The sequence below is a fragment of the Rhizobium sp. CSW-27 genome (genome assembly GCF_018760785.1).
Classification (GTDB): domain Bacteria; phylum Pseudomonadota; class Alphaproteobacteria; order Rhizobiales; family Rhizobiaceae; genus Neorhizobium.
Map to the genome: position 1 here is coordinate 1 of NZ_JAHHZO010000022.1, position 18,847 is coordinate 18,847.

Consider the following 18,847-nt stretch of genomic DNA (forward strand, 5'->3'; position numbering starts at 1 on the left):
CGTTTCGCCTTCCGGCGCGGCGGCGGCGGGACCGGCCGGACGTTCGGCCGGAGCGGCTGGCGCTTCGGGACGCTCGGCAGGCGCTGGCGGCGGGCCACGCGGCCGCGGGGCTTCGCCGGCAGGGGCCGGTTGTTCATTGCGCGGTTCGCGACCCGGTTCGCGCGCCGGCTCACGGGCAGGTTTCGGGGCTTCGGCAGGTGCCTTGTCCTGCGGTGCAGGCGCCGGACGCTCACCGGCCGGGGCGGGCTCGGCAGGCTTCGGCGCCAGCTGCCGGGGCGCCGGCTCGGGCGCTGCCTCCCGCTGCGGCGCCTGTTCGCGGACCGGGGCCCGCTCTCTTGCCGGAGCAGGTTCTCTTGCCGGTGCGGGTTCGCGCGGCGGCTCGGCTTCGCGTGGCGGCGGCGTTTCGCGCGGCGGGGCGGCTTCGGGCGCGGCGGGGCGTTCACCTCCCTCCTGTGCGCCGCCCTGCTGCGGCTTGCGCGGCGGCTTGATGAGCGGCGTCTCGCCCTCCTGCGGCGCGGGTGCGCTGTCCTGCACGCGGATCACGTTCTCGGCGATGCCGGCCGGTGCCGTGGGCGCCATGCCGAACGGCATGGCCTGCGCCTGCGGCACCAGGAGGCTCATCGACATCAACGGCATTGCCACGCTGGCAAGATATCCGGTTCGCTTGGCCATGTTTTCTCCCTGGCGTTCTGCTTTGCCCAGATCCGGCGTCACCCTGGCGGGCGCCGGAAACGGCGCGCGATAACGGGCCTGTCGCCGTTCTGGTTCCACGCCACCTGAAGCTCATGCACCTGAACGCAGGCTGAATCCCTTTGGCAGCAAAGGTTCAGGCAGAGTGCTAAACCTCTGAAAACAAGCGATAAAATTGTTTTCACAACCCGTGGCCGTTAAGTCTCGGTTAAGCTCGCAGTGCTGCAATTGGCAGTCCCGGCGCAACGACGCCGGCGGGGTCTACTCCGAGGGAAACGATGATGATGACACCTGACATGGACATGATGCTGAAAGGCTATGGCCTGACCACCGCGCAGATCCTCTATCGGATGCCCGATCATCCGGCACTGCTGCAGACCTATATCTGGCAGCATTACGATCTGGCACCCGATTTCCCGGAAATGCGCGGCTTCCTGAAGTTCTGGCAGGAAAAGCTCGACGGGCCGCTGCATTCGGTGCGCTACGTGCACCGCAAGATGATCGCCGCCAGCGAATGGCGGGCTCTGAAGGGCGAATTCATCCTGCATTGACCCGCTCGGCCTGCGGCCGGCCGCGCTTCTCCTTGCCAAGCCCTCCCCGTGGCCTTAAAGCCGCGGGGAGAGCAACCGGCACGGATGAGACGAGGCGGCCATGACGAAGATCGACGAAGAGGCCCTGGCAGAGGCCTACAACCGGGCGCTTGCCCATGAGAAGGCCGGCGAGATCGATGCCGCCGTCGCCGCCTATCACGAGGTGCTGGCCATCGATCCCGAGGATCACGGCGGCGCCAGCGTCCGCATTGCCGCGCTTGGCCGCGGGGATGCCCCGCCGCGCGCACCGGATGCCTATGTGGAAACCCTGTTCGACCAGCATGCGGAAGATTTCGAGGAGATCCTCGTCGAGCAGCTCGGCTATGCCGTGCCGCTGATGGTGCTGCAGCGCCTGCAGGAACTCGATCTCGGCCCGTTCAAGCGTATGCTGGATCTCGGCTGCGGCACCGGCCTGACCGGCGGCGCCATGCGCGATCTGGTGGAAGACATCACCGGCATCGACATTTCGGAGAACATGGTCGAGATCGCTCATGAGAAGGATCTCTACGACACGCTCTACGTCGCCGAGATCGAGGACTTTCTCGAGGACAATGACGACGAGCCCTTCGATCTCATCACCGCCACCGACGTGCTGCCCTATCTCGGCGCGCTGGAGCCGCTGTTCTTCGGCGCGGCGGAAAACATGGTGCCGGGCGGCATTCTCGTCTTCTCGTCCGAAACCCTGCCGGACGAGGTGATGGCCGGCCGCCCCTATATGGTCGGCCCGCACCAGCGCTTTGCCCATGCGGAAGCCTATGTACGGGAGCGGCTCGATGCCACCGGCTTCGATCTGGTGGATATCACCGAGATCAACGTGCGCATGCAGGATGGCGAACCGACGCCCGGCCATCTGGTCGTCGCCCGCCTGCGCGGCTGAGCGACAGCGCCCTGACGGCCGGCGGCTGTCACCGATGACCGCCGGTCCGGCCCTCAGCCGGTCAGAAGCGCCAGCAGCGCATCCACCACCGTCGCGCCCCCGATCGGCGCGACGAGCAGAAGCAAAAGGTTGAAGCAGATCAGCCAGACCAGCAGCTTCTGCTGGCCGACGGAGAGCTCTGGCCGCGGCGGATTTTCCGGCGGCGGGTCCGGCTGACGCCGGTAGTAGCCTTGCAGGTCGAGGAACATGGCCGTCGCGATCCTTTCGCGCGTCTAGGACCGCCATGCTACGACAGGCAGCCTGCGCTCGCCAGCCGAAAAAGTGCTGCAGACCGAGAAGGCCGGTCAATCGGCGCCGCTTGCCGACACATGGCTGGTCAGACGCCGAGCCGTACACTAGATTTCGCGGCATCGGACGGGAGCTGGACGGGAGTCATGATGTTGCCGCAACGCTATTTCCTTGCCCAGGCCTATAACAATGCCTGGGCCAATCACCGCCTGCTGACCGCCTGCCGCGGTCTTGGCGCAGCCGAGCTCAGGGTGAAGCGTACCAGCTTCTTCCCCTCCATCATCCACACGCTGAACCACATTCTGACGGTGGACTGGTTCTATGTCAGCGCCCTCGAAGGCAGGCCCATGGGATATGCGGCCTTCGAGGCGGAAATTCCCTTTCAGGATTTTTCCGATCTGGAGCGCGAGCAGCGCGCCATTGATCGCCGCCTGATCGATCACTGTCGCCAGATCAACGCGGACGAGCTGTCGCGCATCGTCGTCATCCCGCGCGCCAATGGCGAGCAGCGGGAAAGCACGGACCGCCTGCTGCTGCACCTCTTCCAGCACCAGATCCACCATCGCGGCCAGGTGCATGCCATGCTGTCGGGCACGCGTGTCGAACCGCCGCAACTCGATGAATTCTTCTCTGCCGGCGAAGAGGCGCTGCGGCGCGCCGATTTTGCCGAGCTTGGCTTTTCCGAAACACAGATCTGGGGCTGATCAATGCTGTATTTCATCATCAAGGGGCTGCACGTCGCCTCCGACATCATCTGGGTGGGCGGCATGCTCATCAATGCCTTCGTGATCGCCATGGTGCCGCCGCCGATCCGTGGCGGCGTGATCATGGTGCTGCGCCGCTACGACCGGCTGGTGACGACGACGGCGCTCGGCGGGGCCTGGCTGTTCGGCCTTATCCTCGCCTTCGGCTATATCGGCTTTTCCGGCGGCTGGCTGCACCTGAAGCTTCTGATCGTCATCATGCTGTCGGCGCTGCACGGCATGCAGAGCGCCTGGATGCGGCGCATGGAGGCCAATCCGCTGCTCGATCCGCCGGCCTTCGTATCGAAGGGCATGCCGGTCGTGCTCATCTCGGTCATCGTCGTGGTGCTGCTGGCCATCGTCAAGCCATTCTGACGACGGCGCGGCCGAACCCCAAAACGGACGGTTCCCAAGCCGGATAAAAGGCAATAGACCGTCTGTCTGATATTGCTGGAGGATTCGTGGAAATGGCGAAGGTTGCGTTTATCGGTCTCGGCGTCATGGGCTTCCCGATGGCCGGACATCTGAAGACGAAGGGTGGTCACGAGGTCACGGTCTACAACCGCACCGTGGCGAAGGCCGAAAGCTGGGTGGCAAAGTTCGGCGGCGCCCATGGCAACACGCCGGCAGAGGCCGCCCGCGATGCGGATTTCGTCTTCACCTGCGTCGGCAATGACGACGACCTGCGCTCCGTCACCATCGGCGCCGAGGGCGTACTTGCCGGCATGAAGCCGGGCGCGATCCTGATCGACAACACCACCGCCTCTGCCGAGGTTGCCCGCGAACTCGATGCCGCCGCGCGCGAAAAATCCTGCGCCTTCATCGATGCGCCGGTCTCCGGCGGCCAGGCTGGCGCCGAAAACGGCGTGCTGACCGTGATGTGCGGCGGTGAGGAAGAGGTGTTTGCCCGCGCAAGACCGGTCATCGATGCCTATGCCCGCATGGTCGGCCTGATGGGCCCTGTCGGCTCCGGCCAGCTGACGAAGATGGTCAACCAGATCTGCATCGCCGGCCTCGTGCAGGGGCTTTCGGAAGCGATTCACTTTGGCAAGAAGGCAGGCCTGGACATTGAAAAGGTTGTCGAAGTCATCTCCAAGGGTGCCGCCGGCTCCTGGCAGATGGAGAATCGCCACAAGACGATGAACGAGGGCCGCTACGACTTCGGCTTCGCCGTCGACTGGATGCGCAAGGATCTCGACATCGTGCTGACCGAGGCAAAGCGCAACGGCGCGACGCTGCCCGTCACCGCTCTCGTCGACCAGTTCTATGGCGAAGTCCAGAAGCTCGGCGGCAATCGCTGGGACACGTCGTCCCTGCTCGCCCGGCTGGAGAAGTAGAAGCAGGACGCCGGCCGGAGAACGGCACCTCGGCGCGCAGCGGCAGCGCCGGGGCCAGGCGGACAGCAAAACTCGGAGAGAAGACAGCAGACGACCTGCGCCCTTGCCAATGAAAGGCCCTTGCCGCCCGTTCCTTCGCAAGGACAGGGCGTGGCCGCTCTCGCGGGGCTCAGCCGGCTGCCAGCGCCCCGCCTTTGGCGGCCTCAGTCCTCGCCGCTCTTCTGGTTGTCCAGCACCATGTAGTCGAGCGGCAGTTCCGTCGTGTACTTGATCTGCTCCATGGCAAAGGCGGACGACACGTCGCGGATCTCGATGCGGGCGATCAGCCGCTTGTAGAACGCGTCATAGGCGGCGATATCCGGCACGACGACGCGCAGCAGATAATCCACATCGCCGCTCATGCGGTAGAATTCCACCACTTCGGGAAAATCCACCACCACTTCGGAAAACCGCTTCAGCCATTCGATGGAGTGGCTGGCGGTACGGATAGACACGAAGACGGTAACCTTGGTATTGACCTTGACCGGATCGAGCAGCGCCACGCGCCGCTTGATCACGCCATCCTCTTCCATCTTCTGGATGCGCCGCCAGCAGGGCGTGGTGGACAGTCCCACCTTCTTGGCGAGATCGGCGACGGCGAGCGTCGAATCTTCCTGCAGAATGCGCAGAATCTTGCGGTCGAGGCGGTCCATTTTCACTCCCTCTTGGATTATTTTTCTTCATACAGTGAAAAACCGCGCCTGTAACCGAAAACTCTTTCAGCGGATCAGGCTGTCCACATGCTGGCGGAGAACCGGCAGCACCTCGGCCTCGAACCAGCCATTGCGCTTCAGCCAGCCGCTGTTGCGCCAGCTCGGATGCGGCAGCGGCAGCACGCGTGGCCCGTCATTGACGAAATAGCTGTCGCGCCAGGTCCGCACCGTCTCCGTCATGCTCTTCAGGCGCCGGCCAGGCATGTGCCAGCCTTGTGCATGTGCGCCGATCGCCAGCACAAGCTCGGCCTGCGGCATGGCCCGCACCGCAGCCTCCCGCCACAGCGGCGCGCATTCGCGGCGCGGCGGCAGGTCGCTGCCCTTGGCGTCGTAGCCCGGAAAGCAGAAGCCCATGGGCAGGATGGCGAAGCGGTCGGGGTCGTAGAATTCGTCGCGCGTCACGGCAAGCCAGTCGCGCAGCCGGTCGCCGGAGGCATCGTTGAACGGCAGGCCGCTCTCATGCACGCGAAGCCCCGGCGCCTGGCCGGCAATCAGGATGCGCGCCCGCGCCGAGAGCACCACCACCGGCCTCGGCTCGTGCGGCAGCCGGTCCTCGATGCCGCGGGCCGGCACGTCACGACAGAGGCGACAGCCGGCGATCGCCTGCCGCAACTGGCCAAGCCTCGCCTCCCGCCGGTCTTCGTTCATCGCCAGATCCATGCAATCCTCTCCGTCAGCCACTGCCACAGGCGCCCTGCCGCCTCGTCCTCCGTCTGCCCCGCCCGCCGGCGGACCTCGTGCGGCATCTCGAAACGACCGCCCCACAGGCCGCGCCGTTCCGCCTTCGCCGCCGCCTGCTGCGCATGATAGGATGGCGAACCGGTGGCCAGCGCCAAACCCTCGCGCACCAGGCGCGCATTCAGGCTGTCACCCCTGATGACGCAGGTTACGAGCGGACGGCCGTACCGATCAACCGCCAGACCGCGACATTCCGGCGCAGCCTCGGCCAGCAGCGCGGAAAGGCGCGCGCGGGCTGCCCGACCGCAGGGCCATGCGCCGCCATCCGGCCGCTCGCAACTCTGCCCGATCTCCGGCGCGTCGATGCCGGCAAGGCGCAGCCGCTGACCGGCATCCGCCAGCGTATCGCCGTCGACCGCCAGAAATGGACCGTGGAAGGCCGCATCCGCCGCCTCGTCACCCCAGCGCGCCGCCGCAAGCGCCAGCAGCCCGAGGAAGGCCGCCGTCATCGCCAGATCGCGGGCGAGGTCCTTTCTCGGCATGGCGGGGCGGCGTTTCGGCATGGCGGGGTTCCAATTGCAAACGGAAGCTTGGCGAAGATGGCAAACGATGTGTTGCACGGCAGGATCTTATTAAGAATTTCGCCCTAGGATTGCCAATATCCGGAAGAGTACCCAGGCCATGAGTAGCGGCGTCAGCAGCTCCACAGACAAGATCATCGTGGACAAATCGCGCAGCCATCGCAACAAGGCGGTGTCTAAGGCCGTGCGCGCGACCCGTGAACGGCTGCAGACCAGCGGCAAGGGCGCCCAGGTGTTCGACCGCGACATGCTGAGCCTGCACATCAACACGATGCTGCAAGGCGCTCTGATCCTTCCACTTTTCGTGGCCGTCGTGGCTGGCGCAGGCCTTTACATCAGCGGCGATGCGCGCCTGCTTCCCTGGGCGCTGCTGACACTTGCGGCCCATTCGATCAACCTGCTGCTGGCCCGCCGTGCCGCCCGCGTCGAATGGACGGCCGAGAAGACGAAGGTGTGGCGCCGCCGCCTCTTGGTCGGCCAGTTGCTCCTCGGCGGCTGCTGGGCCGTCTTCGCTTCCGGCGACTGTGCCAGTTGCGGCGGCGAGGGCTTCTATTTCTACAAGGGCGCGGTGCTGCTGATCGCCATCTCGATCACCGCCATGGGCAATGTGATGCTGCGGCAGGCATCGCTGATCGCCTTCCTGCCGGCCATTGCCGTGCTTGCGCTGCAGGCCTTCCTGTCCGGCAACATGCTGGATCTCGGGCTGACCGGCATGTGCGCCACGGCGCTGGCGCTTTTCCACTACATTTCCGACCGCCTGCACCGCTCCAGCCTGACGCTGATGTCCTACCAGTCGGAAAAGGACGACCTGATTGCCGAGCTGGAGGTGGCGAAATCCGTATCGGACGAGGCGCGCCGTCGCGCGGAAGAGGCAAACCTTGCCAAGTCGCGCTTCCTCGCCTCCATGTCGCACGAACTGCGCACTCCGCTGAATGCCATTCTCGGCTTTTCCGAGGTCATGGCGCATGAGGTGCTCGGGCCGATGCCGAACGCCACCTACAAGGATTATGCCGGCGATATTCACCGCTCGGGTCAGCACCTGCTGAACCTCATCAACGAGATCCTCGACCTGTCGCGCATCGAGGCCGGTCGCTACGAGCTGTCGGAAGAGGCGCTCTCGCTGCTCGATGTGGCGGAGGATTGCATCGGCATGGTGCAGTTGCGCGCCCGTGCCAAGAACATCAGCATCCACCAGCAGTTCGAACCGAACCTGCCGCAGGTCTGGGCCGACGAGAAGTCGATCCGCCAGGTGCTGCTGAACCTTCTCTCCAACGCGGTGAAATTCACCAGCCAGGGCGGCGAGGTTGTGGTCAAGGTCGGCTGGACGGCCGGCGGCGGCCAATATGTGGCGATCAAGGACAATGGCCCCGGCATTGCCGAGGAGGAAATCCCGGTCGTGCTCTCGGCCTTCGGTCAGGGCGCCATCGCCATCAAGAGCGCCGAGCAGGGCACCGGCCTCGGCCTTCCCATCGTACAGGCGATCCTTGCCAAGCACGACGGTCAGTTCATCCTGAAATCGAAGCTGCGCGAAGGGACCGAAGCCATCGCCATCCTGCCCGCCACCCGCGTGCTGCAGAGCCTGCCGGCGGTGGAGGACACCCCAGCGGTCGAACCCCGCCGCAGAAGTTTCGCGTAATCCGCGCTGTCACTTTCAGGTTTCCTAACACATACTGTCGCCATGACGCGACTTTTCGAACAGGCCATCGGCATTGCACGCCTTCTGCCGCCGGAGCGGCAGGACGAGATTGCGCGGCTGGTGCTGATGCTGGCCTGCGAGGACGATCAGGATTGCGCTATCACGACGGAAAGCGCCCTGCCCTTTTCCGCCGCCCTGCCGCTGGACGGCACGGACGATGAGACGCCCGGACGGCATCGCCCGGCCTGACACTCCCCCCGCGACCTCGGCTTTCCGGCAGGCTTATCCTGATCCGGATGGGCTGGCGCTCCATCCCCCATCACCGCTTGAAATACTGTCGCTGTCATGAGGTCCGGCAGAGCGTCGCCGCCGATCTCTTCTCCCCTCGGGGAAAAGATGCCGGCAGGCAGATGAGGGGGCTGCGTCCGCGACGCAGGCCACTCTTTGGCAGGCGCCCCACCGGCGGGGCATCTGCGGCAACAATGCCGTCAGAGTCCCGTCCGGCCGGTCGTCTCAATGCTGGTGCGGCACCGGCTGTCCGGCGGTCGTGACACCCGCCTGCGCAAAGGTCGCCATGCCGGAATGGCAGGCGGCGGCGGCCTTGACGATGCCGGCGGCAAGCGCTGCCCCCGTGCCTTCGCCCAGCCGCATGCCGAGCGCCAGAAGCGGCGTCTTGCCGAGTTTCTCGATGGCGCGCAGATGGCCGGGCTCGGCCGAGACGTGGCCGATGAGGCAGTGGTCGAGTGCAGCCGGATTGGCGGCCTTCAGGATCGAGGCGGCAGCCGTGGCCACATAACCGTCGATCAACACCGGAATCTTCTCGACACGGCAGGCGAGGATCGCGCCGGCCATGGCCGCCACTTCTCGGCCGCCGAGGCGCCTCAGCACTTCCAGCGGGTCGGACAGATGGTCCTTGTGGAACTCGACCGCCTGCTTCACCGCCGCGATCTTGCGCTCCAGCATCTCGCCATGCGAGCCGGTGCCGGGGCCAACCCAGTCCTCCGCCTCGCCGCCATAGAGCGCAAGGTTGATGGCAGCCGCCACCGTGGTGTTGCCAATGCCCATTTCGCCGATGCACAGAAGATCGGTGCCGCCGGCAATCGCCTCCATGCCAAAGGCCATGGTTGCCGCACAATCCCGCTCCGAAAGTGCTGCTTCGCTGGTAATGTCGCCGGTCGGGTAATCCAGCGCCAGGTCGAAGATCTTCAGACCCAGATCGTAGGCAGCGCAGATCTGGTTGATCGCAGCACCACCGGCCGCAAAATTCTCCACCATCTGCTGCGTGACACTCGGCGGATAGGGCGTGATGCCATGGCGCGCCACGCCGTGATTGCCGGCGAAGATCGCCACCAGCGGCCGGTTGACCGCCGGCTGACGACCGCTCCAGGCGGCCAGCCAGAACGCGATTTCCTCCAGCCGCCCCAGCGATCCGGCGGGCTTGGTCAGTTGCTGGTCGCGCTCGCGGGCTGCCACCAGCGCGCGGGTATCCGGGCCGGGAAGCTCGCGCAGCAAAGCCCTGAAGTCGTCGAAAGGCAGGCCGCTCATGCTCATCGGATCAATCTTCCTTTGCTCTTGCTCCGCCGCCCTAGGTTTCGGCAGCGGAATCTGATTTGCTGGTCCCCTGTTTATCAGGCATCGACGGAGGAACAACTGCCAAACGCCGCGGAATTTTTCACCGACCTCGCCCGCTCCATCGCCTTCCTGTCGCGCCTGCCGGTGCCGCAACGCTTCTTCGAGGGCCATGACGGGTCGAGCGCGCGCGCCTGCCGGGCCTTCCCGCTGGCCGGCTGGCTGGTGGCGCTGGCGCCGGCGCTCTTGCTGGCAACGTTTGCCACCAATCCGGCTGTCGATCCGCTGGCCGCCCTTCTGGCGCTCGGCCTGATGACGCTTCTGACCGGCGGGCTGCACGAGGACGGACTGGCAGATGCCTGCGACGGGCTGCTCGGCGGCCGAGACCGCGATCAGGCGCTTCTGATCATGAAGGACAGCCGCATCGGCAGTTTTGGGGTGATAGCCCTCATTCTCTCCTTCGGCTTGCGCGCCTCCGCCCTCGTCGCGCTGTCGCTGCTTGCCTCGCCGGGGCTTGGCGCCGGCGCGCTGCTGGCCGCCGCCGCCGTCTCGCGGGCGCTGATGGTGTGGCACTGGCGTGCCCTGCCGCCCGCCCGTTCCAACGGAACCGCGGTTGCCGTCGGCCAGCCGCTGCCGGAGGCGCGCAATCTGGCGCTTGCCATCGGTTTCGGCCTCAGCCTGCTGCTGGTGCCCGCCGGCCTGCCGCTGCTCACCCTGTTCCTGGCGCTCGCGCTTTCCACCCTCGGAGCCACGCTCTTCACCCGCTTCGTGCGGCAGCGCATCGGCGGCCATACCGGCGACACGATCGGCGCCACGCAGCAGATCACGGAAACGATACTGCTCTGCACCCTTGCGGTTGCAGTCTGAAGGAATGATATAATCTGCATGCTGACGCCCTGCATTCTCGTCTGTTCGCTGGATGACAAGACCGGCCTGTGTTTCGGCTGCGGCCGCACGCGCGACGAGATCGGCCTGTGGACCTCCTATTCCGATGCCGAACGGCTGCAGATCATGGCGGAACTGCCGGCGCGTCTCGAAGGGATCGAGCGGCGGCCGCGCCGCGAAACCCGCCGAGGGCGATTGGTCCGCAGCCGGACGGGGGATGACCCATGCTGAGCGTACTCCTGGCGATCCTCGCCGCCGGCCTTGCCTTCCTCGTCTTCAACCACGATTCCGGCGTCACCTTCGGTTTTGCCAATGACGATTTCGCCCGGCTGGTGCAGTTGTCGGCGATTGCCGCGCTGCTTTCGGCAGGCGTTCTGGCCGGCCGCCGCGGACCGCTACGCGAGGTGCTGCGCAACATCGCGCTGTGGCTCGTCATCGTGCTGGCGCTGGTCGCCGGCTATCTCTACCGCATGGATCTTCACCAGTTCGCCGCCCGCATCAGCGCCGGCCTCATTCCCGGCAGCCCGCTGGTGATGACCACAAGCGAGGGCGGCGCGGAGGTGGTGCTCTACCGGGCCCGCGACGGCCATTTCAAGGCGCAGGTCTCGATCGACGACCAGACCATCCAGATGCTGGTCGATACCGGCGCCAGCACCGTGGTGCTGTCCTACGAGGATGCCGAGCGGCTGGGGCTCGATCCGGCCGGCCTGCGCTATTCCGTGCAGGTGATGACTGCCAACGGAGCCGCGCGCGCCGCCCCGGTGACGCTAGACAGCGTCGCCATCGGCCCGATCGACCGGACGCGCATCCGCGCGCTGGTGACGGAAGAGGGCCGGCTTCGCGAAAGTCTGCTCGGCATGAGCTTCCTCTCCACCCTCGGCTCGCTGCAGATGCAGACCGACCAGTTGCGCCTGCGCGACTGACTGCGCAGGCCCGCTACTTGCGCAGCCGGTATCCGGTGCGGAAAATCCACTGCAGCACGCCAAGCCCGACGGCGAGGAACACCGCGATCATCCCGAGGCTGATCAGCGGATTGACGTCGGACACCTCGTAGAAGCTCCAGCGGAAGCCGGAGACGAGATAGAGCACGGGGTTCAGATGGCTGACGGCCGCCCAGAACGGCGGCAGCATGTCGATGGAATAGAAGCTGCCGCCCAGAAAGGTCAGCGGCGGCACGACCAGCATCGGCACCAGGTTCAGTTGCTCGAAATTGTCGGCCCAGATGCCGATGATGAAGCCGAACATCGAAAAGGTGACCGCCGTCAGCACCATGAAGAGCAGCATCAAGAACGGATGTTCGATCCTCAGATCCACGAAGAAGGCGGCGGTGGCCAGAATGATCAGGCCGATGATCAGCCCCTTGCTGGCGGCCGCGCCTACATAGCCGATGACGATCTCCACCATCGAGACGGGCGCCGAGAGGATCTCGTAGATGGTGCCGGTGAATTTCGGGAAATAGATGCCGATCGCGCCGTTGCTGATGCATTGCGACAGAAGCGTCAGCATGATGAGGCCCGGCGTGATGAAGGCGCCGTAGGAGACGCCCCCCACCTCGTTGATGCGCGAGCCGATCGCCGTGCCGAACACGATGAAATAAAGCGAGGTAGTGATGACCGGCGAAATGACGCTCTGCAGCAGCGTCCGCTTCATGCGCATCATCTCGAACAGATAGATGGCCTTGATCGCCTCCCGGTTCATGCGCGTGCTCCCACCAGCGAAACGAAAATGTCTTCCAGCGAACTCTGCCGGGTCGAGAGGTCGGTAAAGGCGATGCCTTCCGCCTCGACGGTGGCCAGAACCTGGCCGATGCGCCCCTCGCCTGCGCCGTTGCCATAGTCGTGCACCAGCTGTCGCCCGTCCGGCGAAAGCGACACGCCGAAGGCTGCAAGCGAAGCGGGAAGCGCGGAAAGCGGCGCCTTCAGCTCAAGCCGAAGCTGCTTGCGGCCGAGCTTTTCCATCAGCGCCCGCTTCTCCTCCACCAGCAGAAGTTCGCCGGCGCGGATCACCCCGATGCGGTCGGCCATTTCCTCCGCCTCCTCGATGTAATGCGTCGTCAGGATTACGGTGACGCCGGTCTCGCGCAGCCGGTCGATCGCTGCCCACATGCCGCGGCGCAATTCCACGTCGACGCCCGCCGTCGGTTCATCGAGGAAGAGAACGCGCGGCTCGTGCGCCAGCGCCTTGGCAATCAGCACGCGCCGCTTCATGCCGCCGGAGAGTTCGCGCAGCTTGTTGTCGCGCTTTTCCCACAGCGAAAGGTCCTTCAGGATCTGTTCGATCAGCGCCGGATTGCTCTTTTCCCCGTGCAGGCCACGCGAAAAGCTGACCGTGTTCCACACGGTCTCGAACTGGTCGGTGGTGAGTTCCTGCGGCACAAGCCCGATCAGCCGGCGTGTCTTGCGAAATTCGCTGACCACGTCATGACCGCCCACCATCACCCGCCCGGACGAGGGCATGGAGAGGCCGCAGATGATCGAGATCAGCGTGGTCTTGCCCGCGCCGTTCGGCCCGAGCAGCGCGAGGATCTCGCCCTGCCGGATCTCGAGATCGACGCCCTTCAGCGCCTCGAACCCGTTGGCATAGGTCTTCTTAAGGGATTGGACGGAGACGATGGAAGCCATGATATGGGGACGCACGCGTGATTTTTGGGCAGGACGCTGCGTCTTATATAGGCACGAAGCGGGATTGGCGAGGGCGGCGGGAAATCTGGCCGCAGAATGCCGCCCCGTCGCCTCTCCCTCAGCGCCGCTGCAAGCCGAACGCGATCGCCACGTCGATCCAGCCGGAATAGCTCACCCCGCATTCGGCAAGCGCCAGCGGATACATGCTGCGATTGGTGCAGCCCGGCATGGTATTGACCTCGTTGAGGCACAGGCGCCCGTCCTCCAGCAGGAAGAAATCGACGCGTGCAATCCCCTGGCAGGAGAGTGCCCGGAAGGCGCGGGCGGAAAGCGCCATCGCCTCCTCCACCACCGCCTGCGGCACCTCGGCCGGAATGACGATCTTTGCCCCGTCCGGATCGAAATACTTGGCCTCGTAATTGTAGAAATCATGCTTGGCGGAGGTGACGATCTCGCCGGGCGGCGAAATGGTCAGCCGGCCATCCGCATGCTCCAGCACCGCGCATTCGATCTCGCGGCCGTGCAGGAATTCCTCGACCAGGATCTTGTCGTCGAAGTCGAAGGCCTTCATCAGCGCCGGCTTCACCGCCTGGGCGCCATCGACGCGCGACACGCCGAAGGAGGAGCCCTGCCGGGCCGGCTTGACGAAGAAGGGATAGCCGAAGCGGTCTGCCAGGTGGTCCGCATCGGCTGCCTCGCCGGCCGCCAGCGTCACCGAGCGGGCAACGGGCACGCCGGCCTCGCGCAGCAGGCGCTTGGCGGCATCCTTGTCCATGGCCGCCGCCGATCCGAGAATGCCGCAGCCGGCATAGGGCAGACCCGCCATTTCGGCATAGCCCTGCACGGTGCCGTCTTCGCCGAAGCGGCCATGCAGCACGGGAAACAGCAGGTCGAGCCTCGGCAGCGGCTCCGCCGTCGCGTCGTCCACCGCCACCAGCCGGCCCCGTCCGCCCGGCACCAGCGCGATGCAGACGCCACTGCCCGGCTGCGGCACGGCGCCCTCGCCGGCATCCGCATTCAGCCACCAGACCCCGTCACGGCCGATGGCGATCGGCACAACCCGGTAGCGGGCGCGGTCCATCGCCTTCATCACATTGGCGGCCGACATCAAGGAGACATCGTGCTCGGCCGACTGGCCACCATAGAGGACGCCGACGGTGAGAAGGCTCATGCAGGTTTTCCTTTTTCGCGAAAAGAGGCGCCGGCGGATCAAGGCGACCTTTGGTGGAACATGGCCGCCATGCATCAACCCTTCTGTGTCGAAAGTTGGACCGCCCGGCCGGTCCGGCCAAAACCGTGCCGATCCACCCGTCATCCGCCCATCGGCCGCCGCGCAAGCCCGTCACGCGGCGTCGCCCGCAAGGCGCATGCCGGGACAGCGCGGGAACAGCCTGAGAGAGGCACCATCCGGCGCCACGACGCGGCTCAGTCGCAGATGCGGTTGCCGGATGCGCGGTTCCTGAGGTCGAAGTGGAAATGGTTCCAGTGTTCGGGATTGCTGCCCGGCCCCAGCACCGTGTTGAAATATCGGCAGCTGTCGGAGCGCACCGCCTTCAGCAGCGCACCTTCGCGGAAGGAGAACAGACCCTTCTTGCGCACATCGATCTCGTGACCGTTCTTCAACACGAAGCGGCCGACATCGATGGCATTGCCGCGGGCGTGTTCCGACATCGGGTTATAGGCCTGGCGGCTGTTGTTCATCCGCCGGCAGGAATAGCCGCCGAGCGGCTCGATGGTGCGCACACCGGTCAGGTAGCGCAGGCGTGCGGCGGGGGCCAGTTCATTGCGCACCCACTGGGCAAAGGCCAGTGTCGTCTGGCAGTTCAGCGTCACGCCCGGCTTCACGCCGATATTGCCGGAAAGGCCCGTCAGCTCGACCGGATGCTCGATGCCGCAGCTCGGGCCGTCATAGATGCGCGGCTTGTCGCGGAACTGCACGCCAAGCCGCTGAAGCTCGCGACGGCAGGCAATCTCCGAGGCCGGCAGCGGTGCCGGCAGCGGGCTCATGCCCCAGTCGCTCTGGCGCGGCGGATAGGCCGGATTCTGCGGCATCACCATGGCCACCTGGCGCGGCGCTTCCATCGGTGCCTGCATGGGCGCCCCCATGGGAACATTGCCGGGGGCATCGCTGCGCGCCCGGCTTGGCGGCAGCACCGGCTGATTGTCGCTCCAGCGTGCGCCTGCTGCCGCCATCTCGCCGCGCGGCGGCTGTGCCTGGCGCTTCGGCGGCACGATCACATAATCCTCGGCTGCCGCCTGCGGAACATCTGACCGTGCCAGCGGCTGCCGCTGCACGGGCGTGTCGGTGCCGATCCCGTCCACCACCGGATGCACGCTATTGCCCTCGGCAATGTCGAACTGCTGTTCTTGTGCCAGCCCCATCACACGGCCACCATCGGCCGCCTGAGGTTCGGGCGGCGCAACCCCCAGTTCCGCATCCATGTTCACGCCGCCTTCCGGAATGGCAAGCCAGCCTGAACCGGCCTGCGCCCCCACCTGGCCATCCTGCAGCCGGGCCAGCGGCTGCGGCGGCATCGGATAGCCGTCGCGAACGCTTTCGGCCGGAGAGGTGATGTCGGACGGCGGAATGGCGGAGACGCGCGTGCCGCGATCGATCGGTGCCGGCGGCACCATGTCGGTGAAGGAACAGCCGGCGATCAGAACCGTCGTCGTCAGGAAGGCCAGTGCCCGCCGGCAGGAAGTCGCCTGTGCCATTCCGACTGCTCACCTGTTTCGTTTCGGGAAGAGTCCCAGCGACGAAACGGTAACCAGATAAGGTAAACGAAAACTTTCCCAAAAAGAGTCATTTTGCACCCGTCGAAAATCGGGGCACACGCAGAAAGTGAATTGTTTCGAAACATCCCGACAAGCTGCAGTCCGTGCGCCTCCGCGCACGGATCAACGCATGACCGGCAGGGCCGAGACAGAAAAAATCAGGCAAAGGGAAAGCCGCCACCGACGCGGCCGGGAAGGCGGGGCATCCGTCGACGGTCAACAGGCGGGGCCGGGCGCGCTGGTCAGCGGGCGGCGCGGCCCAGCCTCTCCAGACGGGCAAGCCAGCGGTCGCCATCGAAGTCCGGCGCCGCGACGGAGCCGATCAGCGTCGCCCGAACCGGCGCGAACCCGACGAAACGCAGGATGCCGATCTTCAGCGCCGTCAGGCTGGCCGCGCGATAGACGAAGCGATACCAGAAGGCCGGCATGCCCATGGTGATCACCACGCGGGCGCTGCGTCCCGCCAGCAGTTTGGCGGCAAACGGCCCCTTGCCCGGCGCATAGGCAAAGCCCGGCCGGGCCACCTGCTCGAGAAAGGCCTTTGTCAGCGCCGGCATGTCGCCCAGCCACAGCGGAAAGATCAGCACGAGATGGCTCGCCGCCCGGATTTCCTGCTGGGCGCGCAGAATGTCGGAGCCGGGCTGACCGTGCTCCTGATCGTTTTGCGAGCGCAGCACCTCGATCTCCATCGCCGCCAGCCGCAGATGGCTGACGGTGTGCCCGGCCTGCTTTGCCCCTCTTGCATAGGCCTCTGCCAGCGCATCGCACAGATGGCCTCCGGCGGGATCCGGATGTCCGTCAATGATCACGATCTGCACCATCGCTGCCATCCCTTCGTTGGAGACCGCACGAAGCATGCCCGCCGCCGGCCGGCTGCACATTGCGTCGGATCAATCGACGCGAAAAAGCCCGCCCCCCGGAGGAAGCGGGCCTCGTGTTCACCCCTGAGACGCCGCAGGGGCGTCAGGCGGCGCGCCGGGGCAAAGGGGCCGCGGAACCCTGGAGGCGAAAGCCTTCCAGCAGGTCGCGCAGGTGCTGGCTCTGCGCGGCCAGCGTCTGACCTGCCGTCGCCGAATCATGCACCATGGCGGCGTTCTGCTGGGTCATCTGGTCCATGTGGTTGACCGAGGCATTGATCTCCTGCAGGCCGGCGGCCTGCTCGCGGGCGGCGGTGGCGATGCCTTCCACCTGGGCATTCACCCGGTCGACAAGCTGGACGATCTCCACCAGTGCCTCGCCGGTGGTGCGCACCAGCGAAACGCCCGCCTCCACTTCCTGCGCGGAACTGTTGATCAGGGTCTTGATCTCGCGGGCCGCATTGGCGGAGCGCTGCGCCAGTTCGCGCACCTCCTGTGCCACCACGGCAAAGCCGCGGCCGGCCTCGCCGGCGCGTGCCGCCTCGACGCCGGCATTGAGCGCCAGCAGATTGGTCTGGAAGGCGATTTCATCGATCACCGAGATGATCTGGCCGATGCGGCTGGAGGATTCCTCGATGCGGCCCATCGCGTCCACCGCATCGCGCACGATCGCGCCGGAACGGCCGGCGCTGCTGCGGGTATCGGCCACCATGGCGCGCGCCTCGGCGGCCCGCTCCGATGCCGTCTTCACCGTGGCGGTGATCTGCTCCAGGGCCGCCGCCGCCTCTTCCAGGGCTGCCGCCTGCTGCTCGGTGCGCTGCTGCAGCGTGCCGGTGGCGCGGCTGATATCGAGCGCGCTTTCGCCGACCACCTGCCCGGTGCGGGCAATGTCCTCGATCGTGCCGCGCAGCGAACCGACCGCCAGGTTGAAGTCGTCGCGCACCTTGGCGAAATCGGCGCCGAGATCGCCGAGCGATACCGAAAGGTCGCCACGCGACAGGGCCTCCAGCGCATCGCCGAGCAGCTGCATGGCGCGGGCCTGCCGCTCGGCCGCCGCGCGCACCGTTTCGGCCACCTGTTCGCGGTCCTGCGCCAGCGCACGCTGCTGCTCCGCATCGCGCCTCTGCAGCAAGGTCCGTTCCTCCACCGCATCGCGCAGCACCAGCAGCGAGCGGGCGATGTCGCCCAGTTCGTCGCGCGCCTCGGTGCCCTCGATGGCAATGGCGGGCTCGCCGGCGGCCATGCGCTGCAGCGCGGTGCGGATGCGGCCGACCGGACTGGTGACGCTCTTGACGATCAGAAGCGCCCCGCCGGCCAGAAGCAGCATGCCGAAGCCCGAGATCAGCGAGAAGCGCAGCGCCTTGCGCCAGTAGAGCGCCTTCAGGTCGTCCACATAGACACCGGTGCCGACGATCCAGCCCCAGGGGGCAAAGGCCGCCACATGCGAATATTTTTCCACCGGCTTGTCGGCGCCCGGCTTCGGCCAGTCGTAATCGACGAAGCCCTGTCCGGAGGCCTTCACGGCATTGACGAACTCGACGAAGAGGAACTTGCCGTTGGGATCCTTTGTCTGCGTAAGGTCATTGCCGTTCATCTCCGGCTTGATCGGATGCATCACCATGCGCGGATGCATGTCATTGATCCAGAAATAGCCGCTGCCATTGTCATAGCGCATGGCGCCGATCAGTTGCCTGGCCTGCGCCTGCGCCTCCTCGCGCGTCATGGTGCCGGCCAGTTCGCGATCGTGATAGGTCTTGATCAGGCTCAGCGCATTGGCATTCATCGCGGCCAGGGAGGCCTTGCGCTCCTTTTCCAGCGCATCGAAGCTTTGGGAGAGACTGAGCGCCATGGCGGCGACCAGAATGACGACCGCAAGCGCTACCAGCATGTAGAGCCTGGTCGACAGGCGGAATTTCGTCATCATGCACCTCCTCAGGATACGACTTTCGCAAGAGGCTAGGGCAGCGT

Annotated in this window: 21 protein-coding genes and 1 pseudogene; 10 read left to right on the top strand and 12 right to left on the bottom strand. The window is 65.9% G+C overall.

Features of this window, described 5'->3' with window-relative positions; genetic code table 11:
* A pseudogene (locus KLP42_RS24555) lies at positions 1–672 on the bottom strand (hypothetical protein); the annotation flags it as partial.
* 302 nt (positions 673–974) lie between these two features.
* Between KLP42_RS24555 and KLP42_RS24560 the strand changes: the two are divergent.
* Entirely contained in the window at positions 975–1,241 is a 267-nt protein-coding gene (locus KLP42_RS24560; protein WP_215570613.1) for an usg protein, read from the top strand.
* A 100-nt stretch (positions 1,242–1,341) separates the two neighbouring features.
* Positions 1,342–2,157, top strand: a complete 816-nt coding sequence (locus KLP42_RS24565; RefSeq protein WP_215570541.1) for a class I SAM-dependent methyltransferase — start codon at positions 1,342–1,344, stop codon at positions 2,155–2,157.
* A gap of 53 nt (positions 2,158–2,210) precedes the next feature.
* Here the strand turns inward: KLP42_RS24565 and KLP42_RS24570 are convergent, their stop codons facing one another.
* Entirely contained in the window at positions 2,211–2,405 is a 195-nt protein-coding gene (locus tag KLP42_RS24570; protein WP_215570543.1) for a hypothetical protein, read from the bottom strand.
* A 189-nt stretch (positions 2,406–2,594) separates the two neighbouring features.
* Here KLP42_RS24570 and KLP42_RS24575 point away from each other — a divergent pair, with 189 nt between their 5' ends.
* From KLP42_RS24575 to KLP42_RS24585, 3 genes are all read left to right on the top strand, one after another.
* Positions 2,595–3,149, top strand: a complete 555-nt coding sequence (locus tag KLP42_RS24575) for a DinB family protein (protein ID WP_215570615.1) — start codon at positions 2,595–2,597, stop codon at positions 3,147–3,149.
* A gap of 3 nt (positions 3,150–3,152) precedes the next feature.
* Positions 3,153–3,563, top strand: coding sequence for a CopD family protein (locus KLP42_RS24580; protein WP_215570545.1), 411 nt, complete (start codon positions 3,153–3,155; stop codon positions 3,561–3,563).
* 92 nt (positions 3,564–3,655) lie between these two features.
* Complete coding sequence (locus tag KLP42_RS24585) at positions 3,656–4,525, top strand: NAD(P)-dependent oxidoreductase (protein WP_215570547.1); 870 nt, start codon at positions 3,656–3,658, stop codon at positions 4,523–4,525.
* Positions 4,526–4,728: 203 nt separating this feature from the next.
* Here KLP42_RS24585 and KLP42_RS24590 read toward each other — a convergent pair whose 3' ends face one another.
* The 3 genes from KLP42_RS24590 to KLP42_RS24600 all read right to left on the bottom strand — a co-directional run bounded on the left by KLP42_RS24590 (position 4,729) and on the right by KLP42_RS24600 (position 6,518).
* The gene (locus KLP42_RS24590) at positions 4,729–5,217 is read right to left on the bottom strand and encodes an Lrp/AsnC family transcriptional regulator (protein WP_143126410.1); all 489 of its coding nucleotides are present in this window, start codon (positions 5,215–5,217) and stop codon (positions 4,729–4,731) included.
* Between the two features lie 66 nt (positions 5,218–5,283).
* A complete protein-coding gene (locus KLP42_RS24595) occupies positions 5,284–5,937 on the bottom strand; it encodes a uracil-DNA glycosylase family protein (protein WP_252193250.1) in 654 nt (217 codons plus the stop codon).
* Positions 5,922–6,518 (bottom strand): thermonuclease family protein, encoded by a 597-nt coding sequence (locus KLP42_RS24600; protein ID WP_215570550.1) that lies wholly within the window; start codon positions 6,516–6,518, stop codon positions 5,922–5,924. The genes KLP42_RS24595 and KLP42_RS24600 overlap by 16 nt, the downstream gene beginning before the upstream one ends.
* Before the next feature lie 118 nt (positions 6,519–6,636).
* Here KLP42_RS24600 and KLP42_RS24605 point away from each other — a divergent pair, with 118 nt between their 5' ends.
* Together KLP42_RS24605 and KLP42_RS24610 are read left to right on the top strand one after the other, a co-directional pair.
* Positions 6,637–8,172, top strand: coding sequence for a sensor histidine kinase (locus KLP42_RS24605; RefSeq protein WP_215570552.1), 1,536 nt, complete (start codon positions 6,637–6,639; stop codon positions 8,170–8,172).
* Positions 8,173–8,214: 42 nt separating this feature from the next.
* Positions 8,215–8,421: a hypothetical protein gene (locus KLP42_RS24610; RefSeq protein ID WP_215570554.1), complete on the top strand. Its 207-nt coding sequence runs from the start codon at positions 8,215–8,217 to the stop codon at positions 8,419–8,421.
* A gap of 264 nt (positions 8,422–8,685) precedes the next feature.
* Here the strand turns inward: KLP42_RS24610 and cobT are convergent, their stop codons facing one another.
* Positions 8,686–9,723: a nicotinate-nucleotide--dimethylbenzimidazole phosphoribosyltransferase gene (gene cobT, locus KLP42_RS24615; RefSeq protein ID WP_215570556.1), complete on the bottom strand. Its 1,038-nt coding sequence runs from the start codon at positions 9,721–9,723 to the stop codon at positions 8,686–8,688.
* Positions 9,724–9,822: 99 nt separating this feature from the next.
* Here cobT and cobS point away from each other — a divergent pair, with 99 nt between their 5' ends.
* The 3 genes from cobS to KLP42_RS24630 are packed head-to-tail and all read left to right on the top strand — an operon-like array spanning position 9,823 to position 11,549.
* A complete protein-coding gene (gene cobS, locus KLP42_RS24620; protein WP_215570619.1) occupies positions 9,823–10,608 on the top strand; it encodes an adenosylcobinamide-GDP ribazoletransferase in 786 nt (261 codons plus the stop codon).
* Between the two features lie 18 nt (positions 10,609–10,626).
* A complete protein-coding gene (locus KLP42_RS24625) occupies positions 10,627–10,857 on the top strand; it encodes a DUF1289 domain-containing protein (RefSeq protein ID WP_215570558.1) in 231 nt (76 codons plus the stop codon).
* Positions 10,851–11,549, top strand: a complete 699-nt coding sequence (locus tag KLP42_RS24630; protein ID WP_215570560.1) for a retropepsin-like aspartic protease family protein — start codon at positions 10,851–10,853, stop codon at positions 11,547–11,549. The genes KLP42_RS24625 and KLP42_RS24630 overlap by 7 nt, the downstream gene beginning before the upstream one ends.
* A gap of 13 nt (positions 11,550–11,562) precedes the next feature.
* Here the strand turns inward: KLP42_RS24630 and KLP42_RS24635 are convergent, their stop codons facing one another.
* The 6 genes from KLP42_RS24635 to KLP42_RS24660 all read right to left on the bottom strand — a co-directional run bounded on the left by KLP42_RS24635 (position 11,563) and on the right by KLP42_RS24660 (position 18,800).
* Positions 11,563–12,324: an ABC transporter permease gene (locus KLP42_RS24635; protein ID WP_215570562.1), complete on the bottom strand. Its 762-nt coding sequence runs from the start codon at positions 12,322–12,324 to the stop codon at positions 11,563–11,565.
* Positions 12,321–13,247 carry an ABC transporter ATP-binding protein gene (locus KLP42_RS24640; protein ID WP_215570564.1) on the bottom strand — a complete coding sequence of 309 codons (927 nt, stop codon included), beginning with the start codon at positions 13,245–13,247 and terminating at the stop codon, positions 12,321–12,323. The genes KLP42_RS24635 and KLP42_RS24640 overlap by 4 nt, the downstream gene beginning before the upstream one ends.
* A gap of 118 nt (positions 13,248–13,365) precedes the next feature.
* Positions 13,366–14,418, bottom strand: coding sequence for a D-alanine--D-alanine ligase family protein (locus tag KLP42_RS24645; RefSeq protein WP_215570566.1), 1,053 nt, complete (start codon positions 14,416–14,418; stop codon positions 13,366–13,368).
* A 254-nt stretch (positions 14,419–14,672) separates the two neighbouring features.
* On the bottom strand, positions 14,673–15,962 hold the full coding sequence (locus tag KLP42_RS24650; RefSeq protein WP_215570568.1) for an extensin family protein: 1,290 nt from the start codon (positions 15,960–15,962) through the stop codon (positions 14,673–14,675).
* Between the two features lie 302 nt (positions 15,963–16,264).
* The gene (locus tag KLP42_RS24655; RefSeq protein ID WP_215570570.1) at positions 16,265–16,843 is read right to left on the bottom strand and encodes an NAD(P)H-dependent oxidoreductase; all 579 of its coding nucleotides are present in this window, start codon (positions 16,841–16,843) and stop codon (positions 16,265–16,267) included.
* 142 nt (positions 16,844–16,985) lie between these two features.
* Positions 16,986–18,800: a methyl-accepting chemotaxis protein gene (locus KLP42_RS24660; RefSeq protein ID WP_215570621.1), complete on the bottom strand. Its 1,815-nt coding sequence runs from the start codon at positions 18,798–18,800 to the stop codon at positions 16,986–16,988.
* Between the last annotated feature and the right edge of the window lie 47 nt (positions 18,801–18,847).